Raw genomic sequence first — 21,278 nt, 5'->3', positions numbered from 1 at the left:
GCTGCGCGACGGCCGTCGGGAACGGCTGGGGCTGGCGAGCCTGGAGCGTCGCGCAGCGACTGCAGGATGGTAGGCGGGGCTTTCAAGCCCCGACGCGGCGGCACGACGACATCAACATGCAATCGCCACGCCTGCATTCCTGGTGCTCTTGACGCCCCGAAGACGTGGCCGGGATAATCGCGCCCCGAGCGAATCTGCGCGGGTCGTCCTGCGCGTCGTGGCGGAGCGGTCACACGGAACAGATTGCTGGACCAGTGCCGGACACGACGTGGCGTCCGAAAAGCTCCCCGGCCGGCCTGCTAGGGCTTGGCGCGGCGGCTGTGTTGGCGTTGGCTGCAGCGGCCAGCGCCATCTTTGCGATTCGGCAGCCCGTCGGCTTTGCTATGTTCCTGGGATTGCTGGTCGGGTTCGTCTGCGCGGCCCTGGCCGTCTTGCTGTTCGTCCTGTCGATTGGCTTCTTCCGGCTGCGCTACCGTTTCACGCCGCGCGGGTTGAAGGTCGGCTGGCTGGGCGGCGGCGAGACGATCGCCTACGACAAGATCGACAGCATCTTCGCGGGCCATCGGCTCGGGCAGGCGATGCGCGTGCGCGGTCTGAACTGGCCGGGCTTTCACGTCGGCGTCGGGCGCACCCGCACGATGGGTTTCATCCGCTACTTCGTGACGACCGGCGACCTCGACCAGCTGGTGCTGATCGTGACGCCAGACATGACGGTCGCCGTCTCGCCGGCCGATCTCGCGGGCTTCCGCCGGGCATTGATCGAACGGCTGGAAGCGGCGGACGAGGCCGGGCCGATTCAGGCGCCGGCCATGGCATCTGAGCCAGTCACGCCGCAGTCTCCGCTCCGCGATCTGCTGCTGCCGGCCGCCCTGCTGTCGGCCATCGCCGTGCTGGCCCTGACGGTCCTCCTGATCTTCGTTCGCTGGTCGTTCATCCAGGAGCCACTGCCGATGCAGTTCCGCTTCGACGGCAGCGCGGTCGTGGTGGTAGCCTACGGCGTCAAGGAGGACATCTTCCGCCTGCCCGGCATCGGCGCAGCGATCCTGATCGCGAACCTCGGCATCGGCCTCTCCATCTACGCGCGCGAGCGGGCGGCGGCGCGCATGCTCTGGACCGTCTCGGTGATCGTCCAGGTGCTGGTGCTGGTCGCCACGGCCCGGCTGCTCGGCTAGGCGTGCGGATGGCCGCACGGTCGCGCCGGCCCGCCGACCCACGCCTCGCCCTGGTGGAGGTGGTGGACCGGCTGGGAGACCGCCTGCCGTTGGTCACGCTGGCGGACATCGAGCAGGCGGCCGCGCGACCGTCGTCGCGGCTGCCTCTGGACGGCCTGGCCGATCTGGTGGCCGCTGCCGTCGAGGAGTCGCTGCTGCTGAAGGATCTTCGAACCTTCTACGACCGCGCGTCCGGCTCCACGTCCGATGCCTGGGTCTACCGCGTCAACGCTCGCCACCCGGTCGCCGCGCAGCTCCTCGACGAATAGGCGCCGTTCGCTCTCGGGTCTCGTTACTCCAGGTGTGGGGCGTGGTTGCCCTCGGGAGGAGACTGATGAGACGCTGGCGGCGCGGACTCCTGATCGCGATGGCGGCCGACATCGCCTTGCTGGCCTGCCTGTGGATCGCCCCCAGGTTCTTCATGAGTGGCGGAGGTGTCTCGTTGACGAGCGCCTACACGATGCTGGCGTACCTGATGATCGGCAGCGCATCGCTGCTGCTGCTCGCGCTCGTGTTGGGCATCGCCGTCGCGGCGCTGACGATTCGGATCAAGCTGACCGAGTACTGAGCCCGTCAGGGCCGCCCGACGATCACCCGCAGCTCGGCTGACGAGTTCGGCGTCGGCACGAGCTTGATCGACGACTCCGGCACGCGCAGCCGCGTGGCCAGCACCTTCGCCGCCGGCTGGTTGTTGGTCAGCACCTCGATAGTCGTCCCGACGTAGTCGTTGCGCTCGGCGTCGTCGACTTTCAGCACGTCGTAGCCAGCCCGCGCCAGTTGATCCGCGACCTGCCGCGCCACGCCCACCTGATTCGAGCCGTTCAGGACTTCGACCCTCGCCGTCTGGCCGGCCGCCTCGCTGAACGCCCGCAGGATGGCGCTCTGGATCGCCTGGCGGCTCGGCATCAGCAGGTTCTCGCCGTTCGGACCCAGGAACGGCGACGCCAGGTTCTCGTCCACCACCAGCGTCTTCATGCGGTCGCGCTGGATCTCGATGCCCAGCCGGCCGAGCGCTACCATCTCGCCGGCGCTCAGGTCGGTGGCGATGGCCTTGTTGGCGATCTGCAGCAGCGTTGTGATCTTCGGCACGATGTTCATGGTGCTGGCGCGCTCGCGAAGGGCCAGCAGGACACGCTGCTGCCGCTTGGAGCGGCCAAAGTCCGACTCGCTGTGGCGGGAGCGGGCGTACATCAGGGCCGTTCGACCGTCCATCAACACCGGCCCCGGCGGGATATACAAGCGCATGACGCCGTAGTCCTCGGTCGGGTACTCGTCGTCCTTGACCGGGCGCTCCACGTCGATGATCACGCCGCCGACGGCGTCCACGACCTGCTCGAAGCCCGAGAAGTCCACCCGAGCGAAATTGTCGATCTGGATGCCGAAGTTGGCCTGAATCGTCTGAGCTAGCAACTGCGGCCCGCCGACGGCGTGCGCGACGTTGATCCGCTGCTGATACTGCCCGGGAATGGTGACGTAGAGGTCGCGCGGCAGCGAGATCATCACGACCGACTTGCTGAGCGGGTCGATGCTGACGACCATGATGGTGTCGCTGCGGCTGCCCTCAATCGGCTCGTCGTCGCGGTGGTCGATGCCGATCAGCAGGATGTTGACCCGCTTGGTGCCGCCCCAGCCCTGGACGTTGGACAGGTCCGGCGCCTGTTCCGGCTCGATCTCGGTGGCAACAGGCGTTCCAGCGGGGGCCGCGACTGGTGGGACCGTGACGCGCTCGCCCGGACGGCGTGGAACCGGAACCGGGGCCGGCGCACTGGTGAGTCCTGGCGGCAGGGCGATCATCGGCGGGGCGAGCAGGCTCACGCGGGCCTGCTGCACCACGGCCAGCATCTTGAAGTTGACCAGGAACAGCCACCCGAACGCGAAGCCGCCCAGCACGAAGGTGCAGAAGGCGAACGTCGTCAGCGCGACCTTCGGGTTGAACCCGCCGCGCTTCGTGGGGGTGGCGCTGCCCGCGCCGTTGTCGAATTGCTGCATCTGCTGGGTGCGTCCTACGCCCGATTGTCAGCCCGAGCGCCGCATTGTACCCGCTCGTTCCGTCACCACGGTAGACGAGCCGGCCGCCGTGAGGTTTCAGTTACAGCCGATCTCGCGGAGTGCAGCCGCGACCTCGTCCGCCGTCACGTCGCGCGCGGTCGTGACCGTCCCGATTCCGTTCGCAAACACCCACTGGATGGTGGAGCCGCGAGCCTTCTTGTCGCGCGAGAGCGGTCCGAGCAGGTCCGCCGCCGCGATGCCGTCTGCACGATTCGGCAACCCGAACCGCCCGAGAAGCGCCTGCTGAGCCTCGAACGCGCTGGCGGCGAGGGTGCTCCGCTGGCGAGCGATGAAGCCGGCACTGCGCATACCGATGGCAACGGCTTCGCCGTGCAACAGGTGACGGTATCCGGTGGCCGCTTCGAGTGCATGCCCGATGGTGTGTCCATAGTTGAGGATGATGCGCAGGCCAGACTCGCGCTCATCCGCCCCGACGACCTCGCCTTTCAGCTCGATGGCGCGGCGGATGACGTCCCCGAGCAGCACCGGCTCCTCGAAGTTCAGCAACTGCTCGGCGTGGCCTTCGAGCGTCGAGAACAGCTCGGCGTCGCGGATCATCGCCATCTTGACGATCTCGGACCAGCCCGAGCGATACTCGCGGGCCGGCAGCGACTCCAGCAGGCGGGTGTCGGCCACCACCAGCGACGGCTGGTGGAACGCCCCGATCAGGTTCTTGCCCAGCCGATGATCGACGCCCGTCTTGCCGCCGATGCTCGAATCGACCTGGGCCAGGAGCGTGGTCGGAACCTGGACGACGGGGATGCCCCGCAAGTAGGTGGCCGCCACGTAGCCGGCCATGTCGCCGATCACGCCGCCGCCGACCGCGACCACGAAGTCACCGCGATCCGTGCCGACCTGGATCAGCCAGTCGTACATCGCCTCGACGCTGGCGAGGTGCTTCTGCTCCTCGCCGCCGTCCGTCGCGAGCACCTGGACATCGCGCCCGAGGCCGCGCAGTGACGCCTCGATCGGGCTGCCGAAGCGCTCCCAGACGTTGCGGTCCGCGATGACGCGCGGCCGGCCCTTCAGCCCGGCCCGCTCGACGGCTGGCCCGATCTCGGCGGCGGCCCCGGGGCCGACCAGGGCCTCGTAGGTGGATGGGCCGGCCTTGATCTGGACGGCGCGGGCATCCGTCACCGTGCGCTCAGAGGCGGGCACGGACGAGTTCGGCGATGACATCGACCACCTCCCGTGGCGTGCGCTGGTCAGTCTGGACGGTGTGATGGGCGCAGCGATAGTGCTGCTCGCGCTGGCGGCCCAGCTCCGCGAGCCGCTCCGCGAGGTCGCTGTTCTCCAGGAGCGGGCGCGGCTCGCGCGACATGTTGCGGCTGAGGCGCACCGCCAGCGTCTGGGGCGAGCTTTCCAGGTAGACGACGAGGTTGCCGTCCAGCATCAGGGCGCGGTTCACGTCGGCCAGGACGGCCCCGCCGCCGGTCGCGATGACCTGGCGCGAGCGGCGGCAGGCGTCCGCCACGGCCTCGGTCTCCAGTTGGCGGAAGGCCGGCTCACCCTGGACCCGAAAGATCTCCTGGACGGACATGCCGGCCTGCCGCTGGATCGCCTGGTCGGTATCCACGTGCCGCCAGCCGAGCCGGCGGGCCAGCAAACGGGCAACCGTCGACTTGCCCGAGCCGCTCAGGCCGACCAGCACGACGTTGGCCGGCCCCCGGCGCGGCCGGCCGCCGCCGTTGCGGGACGGGCGGCGCGGACGCAGGCCGGCGCTCTCGGAGGCTGACTCGCTCGCGGTTGCCAGCGGACCCTGCTGGCCGGGATCGCCCTCAGCGCGATCGGGGACGGTAGGTGTTGACATACGCCTCGTAGTTCTTCTCGATCTCGGCGATGCTGTCGCCGCCGAACTTTTGCCGAAACGCGTCGGCCAGCACCAGCGCCACCATCGCCTCGCCGACGACGCCGGCGGCCGGGATCACGCAGATATCCGACCGTTCGAAGTGGCCCGGCGCAGGCTCGTGGGTGACCAGGTCCACGGACGGCAGCGGCTTGATGAGGGTCGAGATCGGTTTGGCCGCGCCGCGCACCACGACCGGCGCGCCGTTGGTGATGCCGCCCTCCGTGCCGCCAGCGTTGTTGGTCTGGTGGTACCAGCCCCTCTGCTCGTCGTACAGCAGGACATCGTGGACCGTCGAGCCGCGCCGGGCCGTCTGCCCGATGCCGTCGCCGATCTCGACGCCCTTGATGGATGGCATCGACATCATCGCGGCCGCCAGCCGGCCATCCAGCTTCTCGTCCCACTGGGTGTGGCTGCCCAGGCCGATGGGCGCGCCGTATGCGACCACCTCGAAGATGCCGCCGAGCGTGTCCTGGGCCGTGCGGGCAGCCTTGATCTCCTCAATCATTCTCTCGGAGGCGTCGGCGTCGAAGCAGCGGACCTCGGATGCCTCAACTTCTGACCAGAAGGCTGCGATCTCGGGGTTCTTCGAGCCGGCCGGGTCGAGCAGCACGTACTCGGGCGCGGCCACGTCCACCGAGCCGATCCTGACCGTGTGGCTGCGAATCTCGACGCCGAAGTGCGCCAGGAACCCCCGCGCCACCGCGCCGGCCGCCACGCGGGAGGCCGTCTCGCGGGCGCTGGCCCGCTCCAGGATGTTGCGGACGTCGTCAAACCCGTACTTGAGCGCGCCGGCCATGTCGGCGTGGCCCGGCCGGATCCGCGTCACCCTGGCGACCGGCTCGAATGAGCCATCGCCGGGATCGACCGGCGTCTCGACGTCCATCCGCCCGACCCAGTTCGGGGCGTCCAGGTTCGGGATGACCATCGCGACCGGCCCGCCCATGGTGTAGCCGTGCCGTACCCCTGCCACGAACTGGACCTTGTCCCGCTCGATCTTCTGGCGACCGCCACGGCCGTACCCGCCCTGCCGGCGGCGAAGCTGCTCGTTGACAAGCTCGGCGGACAGGTCCAGGCCAGCCGGCAGATTCTGGATGATGATCGTCAGCTGCTGGCCGTGGCTCTCCCCGGCCGTCAAGAACTCCAGCGCCTTCAAGCCCATCAGGCCCGGTCCACCCCTTCGTCTGAGAGCGCCACCGTCCCGCCAACCGAACGGATCTGCTGCCAGAATCCGGGGTAGGACACGACGGCGCACCCGGCGTCGATCACGTCGACGCCCACGCCGGCCAGGCCGGCCACCGCCAGGCTCATCGCGAGCCGGTGATCGCCAAGTGTCTCACATGCAGCGGATTCGAGCGAAGCGCCGCCCAGCACCCGCAGGCCGTCCGGCAGCTCCTCGACCTGACCGCCGAGCCGGCTGATCTCGCGGCCCAGGCTGGCGATACGGTCACTCTCCTTGACGCGCAGTTCGGCGGCGTCGCGGATCTCCGTCAGGCCGTCCGCGAACAGCCCGACGATGGCGACCAACGGCAGCTCGTCGATGGCGCGCGGCACGACCGTCCCGCCGACCTTCACGCCCTTCAGGCGGCTGCTCCGCGCGACGAGGTCCGCGAACGGCTCACCGGCCACCACGCGCTCGTTGCGGACCTCAACGTTGCCGCCCATCTCGCGCAGGATCTCCACGAAGCCGGTCCGCCCCGGGTTCATCCCGACGTTCTGCACGGTGATCTCCGCGTCCGGATGGATACAGGCCAGCGCCAGCCAGTAGGCCGCCGACGAGGTATCGCCCGGCACGATCACGTCAACGGCCTGGAGACGCGCGCCGCCGTGAACCGCGACGACGGTGCCGTCGTCGTTCGTCTCGAGCTTCGCGCCCTGGGCCGTCAGGAGCCGCTCGGTGTGGTCCCGCGAGGCGGCTGGCGAGCGGGCGATCGTGATGCCCTCGGTCTGGACCCCCGCCAGCAGCACGCACGACTTGACCTGCGCGCTCGCGACCGGCGACTGATAGTCGATGGCCGTCAGGTTGCCGCCCTCGATGGCAATCGGCGCGAGCCTGCCGCCCTGCCGACCGCTGATCCTGGCGCCCATCTGCCGGAGAGGATCGACCACCCGGGCCATCGGGCGGCTGCTGAGCGAGGCGTCACCCGTCATGACCGAGAAGATCGGCTGGCCGGCCAGCAGGCCGGCCAGCAGCCGCATCGTGGTGCCGGAGTTGCCGCAGTCCAGCGGGCGGATCGCCTCGGCAAGCTGGCCGCCCCGCCCGACAACCGTTACGCGGGGCTTGCCGCCGGGCGCGCCGGTCGGGTCGAACGTCACCTCCACGCCGAGCGCCCGCAGGCACTCGAGCGTCGAGAGGCAGTCCGCCCCCGGCAGGTAGTTGTCGATAGTGGCCGTGCCGTGGGCAATCGCATTCATCAGCGCGCCACGGTGGGAGATCGACTTGTCGCCGGGCACTTCGAGCGTGCCACGGAGGCGGGGCGCCTTGCCGACCCGCGCGATGTCAGGGCTGGCGAGTGTCGCGCTCATACGCCCGCCTGCTCCAGCAGCCGGTCAGCGACCGGATTCGCGGCCGGGGCGACCACCCGGTCGAGGCTCGGCGCCAGGGTGCGGAGGCCATCCATCATGCTGCGGAAGCTCTCCAGCGTCAGCGACTGCGGTCCGTCCGACAGGGCGGCGTCGGGGTTCGGGTGGACCTCCACGATCAGCCCGTGCGCGCCGACCGCCAGCGACGCCATCGCCAGCGGCTTGACGAGATACCACTTGCCGGTGCCGTGGCTCGGGTCGGCCACCACCGGCAGGTGGGTCAGCCGCTTGAGGACCGGCACGGCGGTCAGGTCAAGGGTGTTGCGGACCATCGTCTCAAAGGTGCGGATGCCGCGCTCACACAGGATGACCTGGAAGTTCTTCTCGGACATGATGTACTCGGCGGCGTTGAGCCACTCGTCGATGGTGCCGGCCATGCCGCGCTTCAGCATGACGGGCTTCTGCGAGCGGCCAGCCTCTTTGAGCAGCGGAAAGTTCTGCATGTTGCGCGCGCCGATCTGGAGGATGTCGGAGTATGCGGCGACGAGGGAGACATCGCCCGGCTCCATGACCTCGGTGATGATCGGCAGGCCGGTCTGCTCGCGGGCCTCGGCCAGCAGCTCCAGGCCCTTCTCGCCCAGGCCCTGGAAGCTGTAGGGCGAGGTGCGCGGCTTGAACGCGCCGCCGCGCATGATCCGCGCGCCAGCGGCCTTGACGGCGTGGGCCGTCTCCAGCACCTGTTCGCGACTCTCGACCGAACAGGGACCGGCCATCACGACCAGCTCGCTGCCGCCGATCTCGACATTCCCGACCTTGACGATGGTGTCCGAGGGTTTGAAGTCACGGCTGGCGTGCTTCCAGGACTTGGTGATCCGCGCGACCGACTCGACGCCGGGCATCACCTCGATGATCTCGGGCAGCTCGGTCGGGAAGCCGACGCCGATGACGCCGATGACGGTGCGGTCGGCGGTGTTCGAGACGTTGCCGGAGAGTCCGAGATCTCCGAGCCGTCTGAGAATGCCTTGCTGATGCTCCTCGGTGGAGTCGCTGGTCATCACGATGATCACGGTGCCTCTCCCTCTGACCGGCCGCGCGGCGTCTGCCGCCCGCGGTGTGAGCCTGCGCTACGCGTGTGACGATGCCCCAGAAAACAAAAAAAGCAGAGGGCGATCCCTCTGCTGACGGCACGACGGGGCATCGGAGCCTGCTACTGGGTCGTCAGTAGCTCCGTCGTGCCGCCGCTAAAGTAGTAAAACCAGAAGTTTGTCATGGTCGTGACGGGCGCAGGGCATGGAAGCCCGCAGCCGACAGGAGTATAGGACGGCCCTGGGTGCGTGTCAACGTCGAGTACTCGGCGCTACTCGGCGCAGGCGACTATCGAGGCGTCGTCGGCCGCCGCCGGCGCATACTGGCCGAGACGGGTGTGGCCGGGTCCACGCTGCGAGCCGTTCCGCCCACCGTTGAACGACTGGAGGTTGCGGCATGAAGGTCCGTTGGCCGCGACGGTGCTGTGCCGGCTTCACAGGCTCAAGCGTCCGCTCGCAGTACAGCCTCGGGAGTGTGCTCAGCCTGTTCAGCGCCGGCTCAGTGCTGAGCATCGGCAGCCTGGGCAGCGTCCTGAGCATTGGCAGCACCGGCAGCCTGCTGAGCATCGGGAGTGCCGGCAGTATCCTCAGCATCGGCTCGGCGGGGAGTATCCTGAGCATCGGGAGCGCCGGCGGGCGGCTCTCGATTGGCGAGCGCCGCCGGCCGCGCCCGCGCTAGAACGGAATCGGCGCACCTTCCGGCAGATCGGCCTGGAACGTATTGAGCACGTAGCCGACCAGGCCGTAGTAGCCAGCCAGCACCACCAGCTCGACGGTCGCAGCCTTGCCGAATTCGGCCTCCACCTGGGCGTACTGCGCGTCGGACAGGCGGTGGTCGCGCATGATCGTCCGCACCGCCTCGATGATCAGGCGCTCGCGCGGCAGCAGTCCGTCCGTCGAGCCTTGCCGGCGCAGCACGTCGATCGCCTCGGCGCGCGTGCCTTCCTGCAGGCCAAGCGGCTCGTGGGCCACCCATTCATAGGCGGCTTCGACCTCGCGGCCGGCGGTCAGGATCGCCAACTCGCGGTCGGCCCCGCTCAGCGTGCCGCGAAACCGCAGCTGGGAGCCAAGCTCGGCCACGCGGTCGGCCAGGGGCGGGTTGTGCATCAGGAGCGCCATCGGGCCGCGCACGCTGCTGCGGCTGCCGACGATGCGATCCCAGACTGCCTGGGACTCGGGGTCCAGCGACTCGCGCTGAAGCTCGGGGAGCCGTGCCATCGGGCCGTTCCTCCTGTCGAACGTGTGGGCGGCCCGACTCTGGGACGCCAGCCGCCGATTATAGACGCCGCTCCAGCGCCTCGCGCCGGATGCCGCCGACGGAGTGCTACAGACTTGCAAGTAGGCATCGAAGCATCTTGGTCGAAATTAGTCGTTTTGGGCTGGTGACAGGAAGGCGACAACCGTGTACACTGTCCTTGCTGGTTAGTTTCGCTGGCGGCCCCGAACCGGGCCAAACAGCGTGTGGCGCAGCGCCGCCACTCTCGTTCCCCCTCGTGGACTCGCGCTGACGGAACCGCCAAGCACACTTAGAGGAGTCAGCGTGGTTTACGCCGACAAGACCTTGACCTGCCGCGATTGCGGTCAGGCGTTTGTTTTCACGAGTGGCGAGCAGGAGTTCCACGCCTCGAAGGGGTTCCAGAACGAGCCGTCCCGCTGCCGCGACTGCCGCTCGGCCCGCAAGGCTGAGCGCGATGGTGGCAGCTACGGCGGCGGCGGCGGTTACGGTGGCGGCGGCTACGGCCGGCAGGAGCGCGAGATGTTCTCGGCCACCTGCTCGAGCTGCGGCCAGGAGGCCCGCGTGCCGTTCCAGCCGCGCGGCGACAAGCCGGTCTACTGCTCGAACTGCTTCACCCCGCGCCAGAGCGGTGGGTACGGCGGCGGCCGCGGCTACCGCTAAGCAGCTCGCGCTGACACCAGCCTGCTGAGCAGGCGAGGACACGGAGGTCAGGTCTGGGGGATCCCGGGCCTGATCTCTTTTTGTGCGCGACGTTGTGTGCGAGGGACGTGGCTGACCGCTCGGTTATGACCTGCGCGGCGTGTCAGTTGCCCATCACACTGCCGGCCGCTCCCTTTGACCACTTTGCCCGGCTGGTTCGGTATGATGCCTAGGCGCCGCGGCCAACGCGCACGCCTGCGGAGCGGCTACCTCGTCCCACGGCGTGGACTGGTGACTCGAAGCCCGATGTCAGAGGCGGGAGGACACGGATCGTATGAAGCTGTATGAGTTCCAGGCGAAGGAGCTCTTTGCCCAGGGTGGCATTCCCATCCCGCGGGGCCGGATGGTCACCGACGCCGAGGGCGCTGCCGCGGCTGCTGCCGAGATCGGCACGAGCGTCGTCAAGGCGCAGGCGCACGCGGGCGGGCGCGGCAAGGCAGGCTTCATCAAGCTTGCCAAGACACCTGAGGAGGCGAAGGGCTACGCTGCCGGGATGCTCGGGCAGACCTTCAAAGGCTTCCTGATCGGGCGGCTGCTGATCGAAGAGGCGGTGGACATCGCCGCCGAGTACTACCTGGCGATCACGGTGGACCGCGAGAGCAAGTCGCCAGTGATGATCTGCAGCGCCAAGGGCGGCGTGGACATCGAAGAGGTGGCCGAGAGCGATCCCGACGCCATCGTCAGCCTCGTTATCGACGTGGCCTACGGCCCGTGGGACTTCCAGTTGCGCGACCTTGCCGAGCGGGCGGGCCTGGATCCGAAGGCGTACCGCCAGTTCGTGGACGTCGCCAAAAAGCTCTACGACGTGTTCGTCCGCAACGACGCGTCGCTGGCCGAGATCAATCCGCTGATGGTCCTGAACGACGGGCGGATGATCGCGGCGGATGCCAAGTTCGACGTGGACGACAACGCGCTGTTCCGTCACGACGAGCTGCTGGGCCTGAAGGAAGAGGCCGAGGAGGACCCCATCGAGGCCGAGGCGCACCGCCAGGGCGTGACCTACGTCCGCCTGCCGGGCGACATCGGGATCATGGGGAACGGCGCCGGCATCGTGATGGGCACCCTGGACATGGTGACCCGCGAGGGCGGCGCGCCAGCCAATTTCTGCGACATCGGCGGCGGCGCGAGCGTCGAGACCGTTCGTAAGTGCCTGTCCATCGTGCTGATGAACCCGAACGTCAAGGGCGTGCTGATCAATGTCTTCGGCGGGATCACGCGCGGCGACGCGGTGGCGCACGGCGTGCTGGAGGCGACCGCCCAGCTTGGCGTGACGCTGCCGATCGTCGTTCGAATGGCCGGCACGCGGGCGGAAGAGGGTCTCAAGATTCTGGAAGGATCCGCCCTGGTGCCGGAGGGGAACCCGGTCGAGGCGGCTCGGAAGATCATCGCGCTGGCGAAGGGAGCGTAGGGGATGGGAATCCTCGTCGGGAAGAACACCCGCCTGGTTGTCCAGGGGATCACCGGGCGCGAGGGGAGCTCCCACGCCGAGCAGATGTTGGAGTACGGCACCAACATCGTGGCTGGCGTCACGCCCGGGCGCGGCGGCCAGAAGTTCAAGGACACCGTACCGGTCTACGACACCGTCGCCGAGGCAGTCGAGAAGGGCGGTGCGAACACCTCGATCATCTTCGTGCCGCCGCCATTCGCCGGCGATGCGATGGTCGAGGCGGCCGCGGCCGGCATCGAGCTGGTCATCTGCATCACCGAGGGCGTGCCGGTCATCGACACGGTGCGCGCGGTGCGCTACATCAATGCCCTGGGCGGTAAGACCCGCCTGATCGGCCCGAACTGCCCGGGCGTGATGACGCCGGGCGAGTCGCGCGTCGGGATCATGCCGTCGAGCATCTTTCGCGAGGGCAACGTCGGCGTGGTGTCGCGCAGCGGCACGCTGACCTACGAGGTGGTCGACCTGATCACCAAGGCCGGCATGGGCGTCTCGACCTGCACGGGCGTCGGCGGCGACCCGGTCATCGGCACGACGTTCGTGGACGTGCTGGAGTTGCTGGCCGAAGACCCGAAGACCGAGAAGGTGCTGCTGATCGGCGAGATCGGCGGGACCGACGAGGAGACGGCGGCGGCCTACATCCAGGCGAAGTTCAAGAAGCCGATCTTCGGGTTCATCTCCGGGCGCTCGGCCCCCCCCGGGAAGCGGATGGGCCACGCCGGCGCGATCATCTCGGGCGGCAAGGGCACGCCTGAGGCGAAGATCGCGGCGTTCCAGGCGGCCGGTGTGACCGTGTCCGACACCCTCGCGGAGATGGTCGAGCGGGCCAAGGCGCTGGGGTGATCCCGGACGATCCCAGTCGGCAGCGGTCGGCCTCGCACGACGAGGCCGACCGACCGGCTGAATCGGCCTATGGGACCGGCCGGGCCGCGCTGGCCGAGGGCCACATTCGTGGCCTGCTCCGGGCCAGCGGACGGCTGACCTTCGCGGCCTTCATGCAGGCGGCCCTGTACGGCGCGGACGGCTACTACACCCGCCGCGTTCGGCTGGGCGGCGAGTCCGCAGACTTCTTCACCTCGCCCGAGCTGCACCCGGCCTTTGGCGCGCTGCTCGGGCGGCTGGCGGGGGCGGTCTGGGTGGCGCTGGGACGGCCCGCCGCGTTCACGCTGGAGGAGCACGGCCCGGGCAGCGGGGTGCTGGCGCGCGATCTGCTCACCTGGGCGCACCACGAGCGGCCCGACCTCGCGGCGGCGCTGCGGTATCGGCTGGTCGAGGCCAGCCCGAGCCTGCGGACCACCCAGCGCGAGACGCTGCGGACGTCCGGCCTGCCGCTCGACGGCGTGACGTGGGAAAACGACGCCAGCGGAGCGGCTGCGGACGCATCTGCAAGCGTCGTCGGGCTGATCCTGGCGAACGAGCTGGTGGACGCGCTGCCGGTCCACCTCGTCGTGATGCGGGGCGGCTGCCTGCGCGAGCGGTACGCCACGCTCGACGCTGGCGATGGCTTTGCCTGGGTCGAGGATGTGCCTTCGACCCCAGCGCTGGCCGCCTACTTCGAGCGGCTGGGCATCTGGCCCGGCGAGGGTTGCCTGGCCGAGGTCAACCTGGCGGGCGTTGCATGGGCCGAGCGCACCGCCGCACGGGTGGAACGCGGCGCGCTGCTTCTGCTCGACTATGGCTACCCCGCTTCCGAGCTGTACGCACCCTCGCGGCGACATGGGACGCTGCTGACCTACCGGCAGCACGGGCTCGGCAGCGATCCGCTGATCCACGTTGGCGACCAGGACATCACGGCCCACGTGGACTTCACGAGCCTTGCGCGGGCCGGCGAGCGTGGCGGGCTGGGGACGGTTGGGCTGATCTCGCAGGCGGACCTGCTGCGGCGGCTTGGCTTGCCAGGATACGTCCGTGCCCTCAAAGCGGGTCCGTTGTCAGCGGCGGACCATGATGCGAACAGGCGGGCGCTCCAGGCGTTGGTCGAGCCTGACGGCCTGGGGCGGGTCCAGGCGTTGCTGCAGACGCGGGGCCTTCCGACGTTCGATCCGTTCGGCGAGGCCGCCCTGCCAGACGGTTCGCGCGGGTGGACGCCGCTGCTCCGGCCCGGCCAGATGCGGCTGCTCGGTCCGTTGGAGGCTGAGGGCTTCCTGGATCTCGAAGCGCAGTGGGCCGAGCTGTTCGGCGACGCCGACGCCGAAGGCTGACCCCCGCGCTACGTTCTCGTCGTTCCCGTGCGACCTGGGCAGGGACAATCGCGGCGATGTCGGGTCTGCCTGGAACGAAGAACGGGGCGGCCACGCAGCCGCCCCGCTCGGTCAGACGCTCGCGTCAGATGCTTTCGTCAGGCGGGCTCAGCCGTCGGTGTCCTCGACGATCACCAGCTCTTCATCACCAAAGCCATCGCCATCGCTGTCGATCTCGATGACGGTCACTTCAACGTCGCGCAGCTCTCGCATGATGGTCGGTCCTCTCCCGGGAGCGGTGCGCCAGAAGGCTGGCGCGCGTGCTGCTCTGACTCTAGCACAGGTCTCGACCACCGAATAGTCGGCAACGTGACGAACGGCGCGCCGGATCCTGGACGCTTGTGAGAGCGCAGGTGGCGTGGATCAGGCGGACCGCCGAACCTCGGCGGGCGCGTGCCAGACCCGATCCGGTGCGCTGTGCCGTTCATGCTCGATGCGCCACATCAGCAGGGCGTTGTCGAACCTGACGGTCCCGGGCGGGAAGCGACGGGGGTCGTAGAGCCCTGCTGAACCGTGCCGTGCTCGTCCCACTCGACGGCGATCAGATGGGCTGACGGGCTGCGTTCTCGGCGCCGACGGTCAGGCAGGGGCGCAGGCCAAGCGGGCGCATCTGCGCCAGGCGAATCAGGCAGATGCCGACGACGGCGCGGCCGTCCACCAGCCTGGGGCGAATCGGCGCTGGCAGGATCCGGGCGACTGGCTCCGGATCGGCGGTGACGTTGACCAGAATACGGCGCTCGATGGTGCCACGAAGCGCTGGCAGTCGGAGCGTGACACGCCACCTCTCACGGAGAGTGCAGCGAGGCCGAGCATGGCAACGTGCATATCTGCATCGGGACGAGGCACTCCGGAGGCGCGCCAGCCTCGGCCACTGACCGTGCGTCGGAATGGCGCCGTCACAAGAAGAGAGCCTCGCACCGGTCAGGTGGCGAGGCTCGGGCGGAGGGGGTGGGATTCGAACCCACGAGGGCTGTTAACCCTACCCGTTTTCGAGACGGGCGCATTAGGCCGGGCTATGCTACCCCTCCAGGCGCCGGACGGCGGCCCGCCGCCCGACCGCTGGAGTATATCAGAATCGCATTCAGGTTGCGGTCCGTTCCGCCATCCGCTCGGGGGCCGAGACGCCCATCAGTGCGAGTCCAGATGCCAGCACCTGCCTGGTCGCCGCCACCAGCTTGAGGCGCGCCTTCGTCAGCCCGAGATCGGGGTTGCGCGGCGGCAGGACCGGGCAGTCGCGATAGAACGCGCTGAACGCCGTCGCCAGCTCCAGCAGGTAGAACGGCACCTGGTGCGCGGCCAGCGTCTTCGCCGCCGACTCCACCGTCTCCGGGAAGATCAGCAGCTTGCGGATCAGCGCCAGCTCGGACGGCGTCGCGAGCAGGCGAACGTCGCCATCGGCGTACTCGGCGCTGCCCAGCTTCGTGGTGGCTTCGCGGAAGATGCTGGCCGTGCGGGCATGCGCGTACTGGACATAATAGACCGGGTTCTCGTCAGACGCCTGCCGCGCGAGGTCCATGTCGAAGTTCATCGTCACGTCGGCGGACCGCTGGATCAGGAAGAAGCGCGCGGCGTCCGTGCCGACCTCGTCGAGCAGCTCGCGGACGGTCACGTAGGTGCCGGCCCGCTTCGACATCTTGACTTCCTTGCCGTCCTTGAACAGCTTGACGAGCTGGTACAGCAGGACGGTCAGGCGATTCGGCTCGACGCCCAGTGCGCCGAGCACAGCCTTCATGCGCGGGATGTGCCCGTGGTGGTCAGCCGCCCAGACATCAATGACCCGGTCGAAGTTGCGGACCGCCAACTTCTCGTAGTGGTAGGCGATGTCCGAGGCGAAGTAGGTGGGCCGGCCATCCGAGCGGATCACGACGTTGTCGCGGTCCTCGCCAAGCTCGGTCGAGTTGAACCAGACCGCCCCATCCCGCTCGACGATGTGGCCGGCTTCGCGCAGCATCCGAAGCGAGTTGCTGAACAGGTCGCCCTCGTAGAGGGTCCGCTCGGAGTACCAGCGGTCGAACGAGACGCCGAGGTCGCCCAGGTCGCGCTCGATCCAGGCCAGAATCGCCTTTTCGAGCAGCGGGCCGATCTTCGCGATGGCCTCGGCGTCGGGCAGGCTGACCAGCGCGTCGCCAAACTCGGCGGTCACGCTCTGGGCAAGCTCGGCGACGTAGTCGCCCTGGTACATGCCTTCGCTGTCGGGCACGGCAACGCCGTGATGGCGACGGTACCAGACCAGTACGCTCGCGGCCAGCGCCGCGATCTGCGACCCGGCATCGTTGACGTAGTACTCGCGCTGGACCGTGTGGCCGGTGGCCTCCATCAGCCGTGCGACGGTGTCGCCCAACGCAGCGTTGCGCGCCGCGCCGACGTGCAGCGGCCCGGTCGGGTTGGCGCTGACGAACTCGACCTGCACCAAGGTTCCGGCGCCGAAGTCCAGCCGGCCGAAGCCAGGGCCAGTCGCGAGGATCACGTCAACCTGCTCCTGAAGCCACTCGTCGGCCAGGAAGAAGTTGACGAAGCCCGGCCCGGCCACCTCGACGGTGCTCACCGACACCGGCAGCTCCAGGTTGTGGGTGATCGCGGCGGCAACCTCACGCGGCGGCCGGCCGACTGATCGCTGCAGCCTGAGGGCGGCATTCGTCGCATAGTCGCCCAGGTCCAGGCGCGCCGGGTGCTCCAGCACGATCTCGGGCAGCGTCACCGCCGGGAGATCGCCCTTCGCCGCCGCGCGCTCAATCGCCGCCTCGATCAGCCGCTTCAGCTCGTCCTTGATCACGCGCTCACAACTTCCCCCCAATCGCCGCCTCCGGCCAGGTGGCTGGAACGGTCAACTGGTGCATGCTGTTCGAATCGTACCGGCCCTGAAACGGCCCCCACAAGCCGAAGGGCCTGCCCGAGATCCTCGGGCAGGCCCTTCGTGAGCGATTGGTGAGCGATTGGACGAAGTGACTACGGCTTGGTCGCTGGGGACGGCGACGAGGCCGGGACCGGCGACCCGCTGGCGGCGCTCGGGCCGCGATTCTGGCCCAGGAACGCCTTCAACGCCGTGTAGGCCGGGCGCACCGTGCCGTCAGGGTTGGTGATCGACCAGTAGTACTGCTCGTCGTTCGCCGTCCACTCGGGCTCGGGGATGTAGAGCACCACCATCGGGCCGACCCAGCCCGCCCAGTTGGTCCGGGCGTACTGCATCGCCTTGACCAGGTAGTCAGCCTGCACTTCCGGGGTCACGGAGTGCCAGGCGTACGGGGAGTTCGGGCGGGAGTCTGTCGTCCAGCCCATCTCCATGATCGCGACCTGCTTGTTCTGGTCGCCGTTCTCCTCCATGATCTTGCGGAGGTCTTCGGCGTGCCGGAAGGAGTAGACGCGCTTCGACGCCTCGGGGGATGGATCGTTGTTCGTCAGCGTGGCGTCCTTTGCCACGACGCTCGGGTCCACGTCCGGTGCTGCCTTGAAGCCCGGCGCATGGACGCCCAGCATGTCGAAGTAGGCCTTGGCCCCGTTCTGGTACATCTCGCGCAGGAACACGAGGTCTGCGACGGCCCGGTCGCTCTGCTCGGTGGTCGGGGAGAGGCCGGCGCTCACGATGATGGCGTTCGGGTCGATCTTCTTGATCTCGGTGTACGAGACCCGCAGCATCTCGGTGTACGCCTTGGCGTCAGGCTTCTGGTTGCCCCACTCGCGCGAGATGTTCGGCTCGTTCCAGATCTCGTAGATCTGGATCTTGCCCTTGTACCGCTCGGCGAAGTCCTGAACGAAATCCTTCCAGTCCTCGATGTTGTCGGGCGGGCCGGAGGCCGGGAAGATCTTGTCCTTACGCGCCCAATCCGGCTGGTTGTCGAGGCGGGCGATGATGCCCAGGCCGGCCTTGTTGATCTTGTCGATCACGAGGTCGGGCTCGTGCCACTGGAACTCGTTCTTCTTGATCTTCTCGATGTTGCGCCACTCGAAGCGCTGCTTCACCCAGGTGAAGCCGGCCTCCTTGGCGAGCTTGAGGTCGCGGTCGGCCTCCTCGCGGTGGCCCCAGAGGAAGACGTGAACGGCGGCCGAGGCCGGGTCGATCTTGCCGTTCTGCACGAGGTTGACTGTCGGCGCGGCGACCTGCGCCATCGGGGTCGGCGACGGAACTGTTGGCTTCGTTGCACTGGCCGCGGGCTTGTCTCCGGCGGGTTTCGGCGTTGGCGTCGGCGGCGTTCCACCGCACGCGCTGATAACAAAGCTCATCAGCAACAGAGTCGAAAGCAGTTTCCGCAACAGTGCCTCCTCGGTCGTCTCGCAGCATCCACCTGATGCTGCCGTCTTCGCGCCCCTGCTCGGGACGGTCTACCCGGGCTCACACCCAGGGGCGAAAGGGCTAGGGCAAAGTCCCGTCTTTGCGGGCCTGGAGCAGCCGGTTGTAGGCTGCGCGGGGCTTCCCATCGGGGTCCATGATGGCCCACCAGTACTTCTCGTCCTCTGGCTTCCAGTTCGGATCCGGCATGGTCCAGAGGCACATCACGCCGATCCACGGGGACCAGTTCTGGGCGGCCCAGCGGTACGCGCCGACCAGATTGTCGCCTTTCTCTTCTTCCGACACGCGGTGCCACGCATACGCCTGATTGACGGTGTCGCTCGTCCAGCCGAACTCCAGCAGCCAGATCTGCTTGTCGGCGTCGCCGTTGTCCACCATGATCTGACGCATATCTTCCACGCGTCGGAAGACGAAGAACCGATGTCCACCCCAACTGGGGTTGCTGACAGCCTCTTCGGGGCTCACCGTTGGCGGCGCCTTGTAGCCGTGGCCGTGAGCGCCCAGCACGTCGAAGTACGGCTTCGCGCCGGCCTCGTACATCCAGCGGACGTACACATCGTCAGGGCGGGCCTGATCGTTGTCCGTGCCGGTCTGCGCCACGCCCCCGGTCACGACGGTGACCGACGGATCGGCGGCCTTGGCAGCCTCGTAGGCGACCTTCAACAGTGCCACATAGTCACGCGCCTGCTGCTCGTTGATCGGACGGTTGCCCCATTCGATGGTCAGGTTCTGCTCGTTCCAGATCTGGACTGCATGAACCCGGCCAATCGACGAGCTGCTGGAGTAGCGCTTCACGAACGCCGAGACGAAGTTCGCGTAGTCCTGGAAGTTGTCGGGCGGTCCGTTGTGAACCCTGTCCGACCGCGCCCAGTCGGGCTGGAAGTCCAGCCGGGCCAGGATCTTGACGCCAGCCGCCTTCGACGCCTTCACGATGCGGTCCGGCTCGTCCCAGGAGAACTTGCCCCGCTGCGGCTCGATATCCCGCCACTGGAAGAGCGTCTTCTGCCAGCCAAAGCCCGCATCCGTGAGCCGCTTGAGGTCGCGACCCGTGGTGTCCTCGTGTCCCCACATGAACACGTTCATGCCGTACTCGGGGCTGTTGGCGCGCTCGGGCACGTTGGCGGCGCTACGGCCACCACCGCTGTTGGTCGAGGCCCCCGTGGGCTTCGCCGCCGAGGCGGACGGTTTGGCGGCTGCCTGCGCGGCTGCTCGCGCCGCGGCATCGGGGTCTCCGCCGCTCGGGGCGCTGGCGGCGGTGGTCGCCTGGCCGGCCTGCATCTTCTCGAACCCGTCCTTCAGGTTCGTGCCCGGCAGCGAGGCGGCCCGCGCGACACCCGTCCCGGAGCCGTTGTCATACTGGCGCAGGAGCGGGCTGTCCGCAGCCTGAGCCTCAAGGTCGGCTGGCAGGTTCTGGCCGGTGATGACGGCCTTCAGATAGTCCCCGAGCAGCAGACCCTGGGTGCACTTGCAGCCGTCGTCGTAGTGCATGATGCCGCGCTGGAACCGCAGATACACGAAGTTGTTGTTCTTCGGATCGCGGGTCGGCTTGGAGGTCGGTGCGCCCCAGATCTGCAGGTTGAACAGCGGCAGCAGGCTCGCTGGCCCCTCGCCGCGTGGGAACGCATCGTCGTAGCTGACCGTCGTCGAGAAGGTCTTGGCGAAGTTGACCGGCATGCCTTCCCAGGTGTCCGGGGCGTTGTCCTTGACGAACTCGATGATCCTGGCAACGTACTGCGGGTCGTTCGGAGAGGGGGCCGCCTTGATCAGCTCCGGGTCCGGCGCAGGGAACGTCGAGCCGTTGATGGTCGTGTACGGCATCAACCCGTCTTCGAGCAGGTTGAGCGTCTCGACGCCGTTCGGCCCGATCTGCATGACGGACCGCTGGAAGAACTGCACCGTGAAGCCCTTGAAGGTCAGGTCACGGGAAGTCGGCAGCCCGAACGTCCTGGTCCCGCCACGGCCCTGGAAGAATTTCCAGAACTCGTCGTTCGAAACGCGGTACCCGGTTTCGGGGAAAAATCGCGGGTCTTGCTGCTGGGCTCGTTCGGCGGCGAACGCGGTCGGCGACGCCATCAGAATCACGAGTACCAACAGCGCGTGAGACAGTCGAACGCGCATCCGGACTCCTCCGTGCCATGAGGCGCCGCCCTGCACGGGGAGGGCCCGTGGCGCCGCGGGATTATACGGAAGGCTGTTTCGGGCCACAAGCGTTTGTGGGTTGGACGGGAGGAAATTCTACGCCGTGTGTCGCGTTCCCGCGCCCAGACGCTGCCCGTGCAGGACAGGAGAGGCGAGGAGCCGGCAGCCGTGTGTCGCACGCGTGAGCGGTCAGTGTTAGCACGGTCAGACGCTGATCCGGCGGCAGCAAGCATACCGTGAGACACCGGTGTCAGGACAAGGGATTCGTACGGGAATCGAGCGGCTGGTGTGCGTGATGCACCTTTCAGGGCGATGGCATGTTCGTTGGTGTCCCCGAAGCATCATGGGACGGGCGGTCGGGGACTGAAGTCCCCGCCTACAGTCACGCCGTCGCTGCGCGACGGCCACCGGGAACAGCAGGCACTGGTGCGGCTGGAGCGTCGCGCAGCGACTGCAGGATCGTAGGCGGGGCTTTCAAGCCCCGACGCGGTGGCACGACGACATCAACATGCGATCGCCC

General features: G+C 68.3%; 18 protein-coding genes and 1 tRNA gene. 8 read left to right on the top strand and 11 right to left on the bottom strand.

The features are described from left to right. The first annotated feature begins 320 nt into the window (after nt 1-320). From IT306_30125 to IT306_30115, 3 genes are all read left to right on the top strand, one after another. Nucleotides 321-1,172 (top strand): hypothetical protein, encoded by an 852-nt coding sequence (locus IT306_30125; GenBank protein ID MCC7372707.1) that lies wholly within the window; start codon nt 321-323, stop codon nt 1,170-1,172. An 8-nt stretch (nt 1,173-1,180) separates the two neighbouring features. Beyond that, nucleotides 1,181-1,480, top strand: coding sequence for a hypothetical protein (locus IT306_30120; protein MCC7372706.1), 300 nt, complete (start codon nt 1,181-1,183; stop codon nt 1,478-1,480). Between the two features lie 65 nt (nt 1,481-1,545). Next, entirely contained in the window at nt 1,546-1,779 is a 234-nt protein-coding gene (locus IT306_30115; protein ID MCC7372705.1) for a hypothetical protein, read from the top strand. A 5-nt stretch (nt 1,780-1,784) separates the two neighbouring features. On the opposite strand, the gene IT306_30110 is transcribed toward IT306_30115, so the two are convergent. From IT306_30110 to aroF, 6 genes are all read right to left on the bottom strand, one after another. Beyond that, complete coding sequence (locus tag IT306_30110; protein MCC7372704.1) at nt 1,785-3,200, bottom strand: LCP family protein; 1,416 nt, start codon at nt 3,198-3,200, stop codon at nt 1,785-1,787. Nucleotides 3,201-3,296: 96 nt separating this feature from the next. Next, entirely contained in the window at nt 3,297-4,439 is a 1,143-nt protein-coding gene (gene aroB / locus IT306_30105) for a 3-dehydroquinate synthase (GenBank protein MCC7372703.1), read from the bottom strand. Further along, a complete protein-coding gene (locus IT306_30100; protein MCC7372702.1) occupies nt 4,405-5,070 on the bottom strand; it encodes a shikimate kinase in 666 nt (221 codons plus the stop codon). The genes aroB and IT306_30100 overlap by 35 nt, the downstream gene beginning before the upstream one ends. After that, nucleotides 5,039-6,253: a chorismate synthase gene (gene aroC / locus IT306_30095; GenBank protein ID MCC7372701.1), complete on the bottom strand. Its 1,215-nt coding sequence runs from the start codon at nt 6,251-6,253 to the stop codon at nt 5,039-5,041. The genes IT306_30100 and aroC overlap by 32 nt, the downstream gene beginning before the upstream one ends. 14 nt (nt 6,254-6,267) lie before the next feature. Next, nucleotides 6,268-7,632 (bottom strand): 3-phosphoshikimate 1-carboxyvinyltransferase, encoded by a 1,365-nt coding sequence (aroA, locus tag IT306_30090; protein MCC7372700.1) that lies wholly within the window; start codon nt 7,630-7,632, stop codon nt 6,268-6,270. Then, nucleotides 7,629-8,696, bottom strand: coding sequence for a 3-deoxy-7-phosphoheptulonate synthase (aroF, locus tag IT306_30085; GenBank protein ID MCC7372699.1), 1,068 nt, complete (start codon nt 8,694-8,696; stop codon nt 7,629-7,631). The genes aroA and aroF overlap by 4 nt, the downstream gene beginning before the upstream one ends. Before the next feature lie 493 nt (nt 8,697-9,189). On the opposite strand from aroF, the gene IT306_30080 reads away from it, so the two are divergent. Continuing rightward, the gene (locus IT306_30080; GenBank protein ID MCC7372698.1) at nt 9,190-9,393 is read left to right on the top strand and encodes a hypothetical protein; all 204 of its coding nucleotides are present in this window, start codon (nt 9,190-9,192) and stop codon (nt 9,391-9,393) included. Here IT306_30080 and IT306_30075 read toward each other — a convergent pair. Continuing rightward, nucleotides 9,390-9,932 (bottom strand): carboxymuconolactone decarboxylase family protein, encoded by a 543-nt coding sequence (locus tag IT306_30075; protein ID MCC7372697.1) that lies wholly within the window; start codon nt 9,930-9,932, stop codon nt 9,390-9,392. The genes IT306_30080 and IT306_30075 overlap by 4 nt on opposite strands. Nucleotides 9,933-10,254: 322 nt before the next feature. Between IT306_30075 and IT306_30070 the strand changes: the two genes are divergently transcribed. From IT306_30070 to IT306_30055, 4 genes are all read left to right on the top strand, one after another. Continuing rightward, the gene (locus tag IT306_30070; GenBank protein MCC7372696.1) at nt 10,255-10,611 is read left to right on the top strand and encodes a zinc-ribbon domain containing protein; all 357 of its coding nucleotides are present in this window, start codon (nt 10,255-10,257) and stop codon (nt 10,609-10,611) included. 313 nt (nt 10,612-10,924) lie between these two features. Continuing rightward, on the top strand, nt 10,925-12,058 hold the full coding sequence (sucC, locus tag IT306_30065; GenBank protein ID MCC7372695.1) for an ADP-forming succinate--CoA ligase subunit beta: 1,134 nt from the start codon (nt 10,925-10,927) through the stop codon (nt 12,056-12,058). A 3-nt stretch (nt 12,059-12,061) separates the two neighbouring features. Continuing rightward, nucleotides 12,062-12,937: a succinate--CoA ligase subunit alpha gene (gene sucD, locus IT306_30060; protein MCC7372694.1), complete on the top strand. Its 876-nt coding sequence runs from the start codon at nt 12,062-12,064 to the stop codon at nt 12,935-12,937. Next, complete coding sequence (locus IT306_30055) at nt 12,934-14,295, top strand: SAM-dependent methyltransferase (protein ID MCC7372693.1); 1,362 nt, start codon at nt 12,934-12,936, stop codon at nt 14,293-14,295. Before sucD ends, IT306_30055 begins: the two co-directional genes overlap by 4 nt. 979 nt (nt 14,296-15,274) lie before the next feature. On the opposite strand, the gene IT306_30050 is transcribed toward IT306_30055, so the two are convergent. The 4 genes from IT306_30050 to IT306_30035 form a co-directional block, all read right to left on the bottom strand. Continuing rightward, nucleotides 15,275-15,362, bottom strand: a tRNA-Ser gene (locus tag IT306_30050). 53 nt (nt 15,363-15,415) lie between these two features. Then, nucleotides 15,416-17,107 (bottom strand): arginine--tRNA ligase, encoded by a 1,692-nt coding sequence (locus IT306_30045; GenBank protein ID MCC7372692.1) that lies wholly within the window; start codon nt 17,105-17,107, stop codon nt 15,416-15,418. A 173-nt stretch (nt 17,108-17,280) separates the two neighbouring features. Then, nucleotides 17,281-18,438: a hypothetical protein gene (locus IT306_30040; protein ID MCC7372691.1), complete on the bottom strand. Its 1,158-nt coding sequence runs from the start codon at nt 18,436-18,438 to the stop codon at nt 17,281-17,283. Nucleotides 18,439-18,682: 244 nt separating this feature from the next. Continuing rightward, nucleotides 18,683-20,737, bottom strand: coding sequence for a beta-galactosidase (locus tag IT306_30035; protein ID MCC7372690.1), 2,055 nt, complete (start codon nt 20,735-20,737; stop codon nt 18,683-18,685). Nucleotides 20,738-21,278: the final 541 nt, after the last annotated feature.

Source organism: Chloroflexota bacterium, assembly GCA_020850535.1.
In the GTDB taxonomy this organism is placed as follows: Bacteria; Chloroflexota; UBA6077; order UBA6077; family JACCZL01; genus JADZEM01.
Note: the sequence above shows the minus strand (reverse complement) of the source record. Positions and strands in the feature narration are given on the sequence as shown.

Bases quoted from the DNA above. Each gene is read 5' to 3' on its own strand.
- IT306_30120 (MCC7372706.1), top strand. From the start codon at position 1,181: ATGGCCGCACGGTCGCGCCGGCCCGCCGACCCACGCCTCGCCCTGGTG.
- IT306_30115 (MCC7372705.1), top strand. From the start codon at position 1,546: ATGAGACGCTGGCGGCGCGGACTCCTGATCGCGATGGCGGCCGACATC.
- IT306_30110 (MCC7372704.1), bottom strand. From the start codon at position 3,200: ATGCAGCAATTCGACAACGGCGCGGGCAGCGCCACCCCCACGAAGCGC.
- aroB (MCC7372703.1), bottom strand. From the start codon at position 4,439: ATGTCATCGCCGAACTCGTCCGTGCCCGCCTCTGAGCGCACGGTGACG.
- IT306_30100 (MCC7372702.1), bottom strand. From the start codon at position 5,070: ATGTCAACACCTACCGTCCCCGATCGCGCTGAGGGCGATCCCGGCCAG.
- aroA (MCC7372700.1), bottom strand. From the start codon at position 7,632: ATGAGCGCGACACTCGCCAGCCCTGACATCGCGCGGGTCGGCAAGGCG.
- IT306_30075 (MCC7372697.1), bottom strand. From the start codon at position 9,932: ATGGCACGGCTCCCCGAGCTTCAGCGCGAGTCGCTGGACCCCGAGTCC.
- sucC (MCC7372695.1), top strand. From the start codon at position 10,925: ATGAAGCTGTATGAGTTCCAGGCGAAGGAGCTCTTTGCCCAGGGTGGC.
- sucD (MCC7372694.1), top strand. From the start codon at position 12,062: ATGGGAATCCTCGTCGGGAAGAACACCCGCCTGGTTGTCCAGGGGATC.
- IT306_30040 (MCC7372691.1), bottom strand. From the start codon at position 18,438: ATGGCGCAGGTCGCCGCGCCGACAGTCAACCTCGTGCAGAACGGCAAG.
- IT306_30035 (MCC7372690.1), bottom strand. From the start codon at position 20,737: ATGCGCGTTCGACTGTCTCACGCGCTGTTGGTACTCGTGATTCTGATG.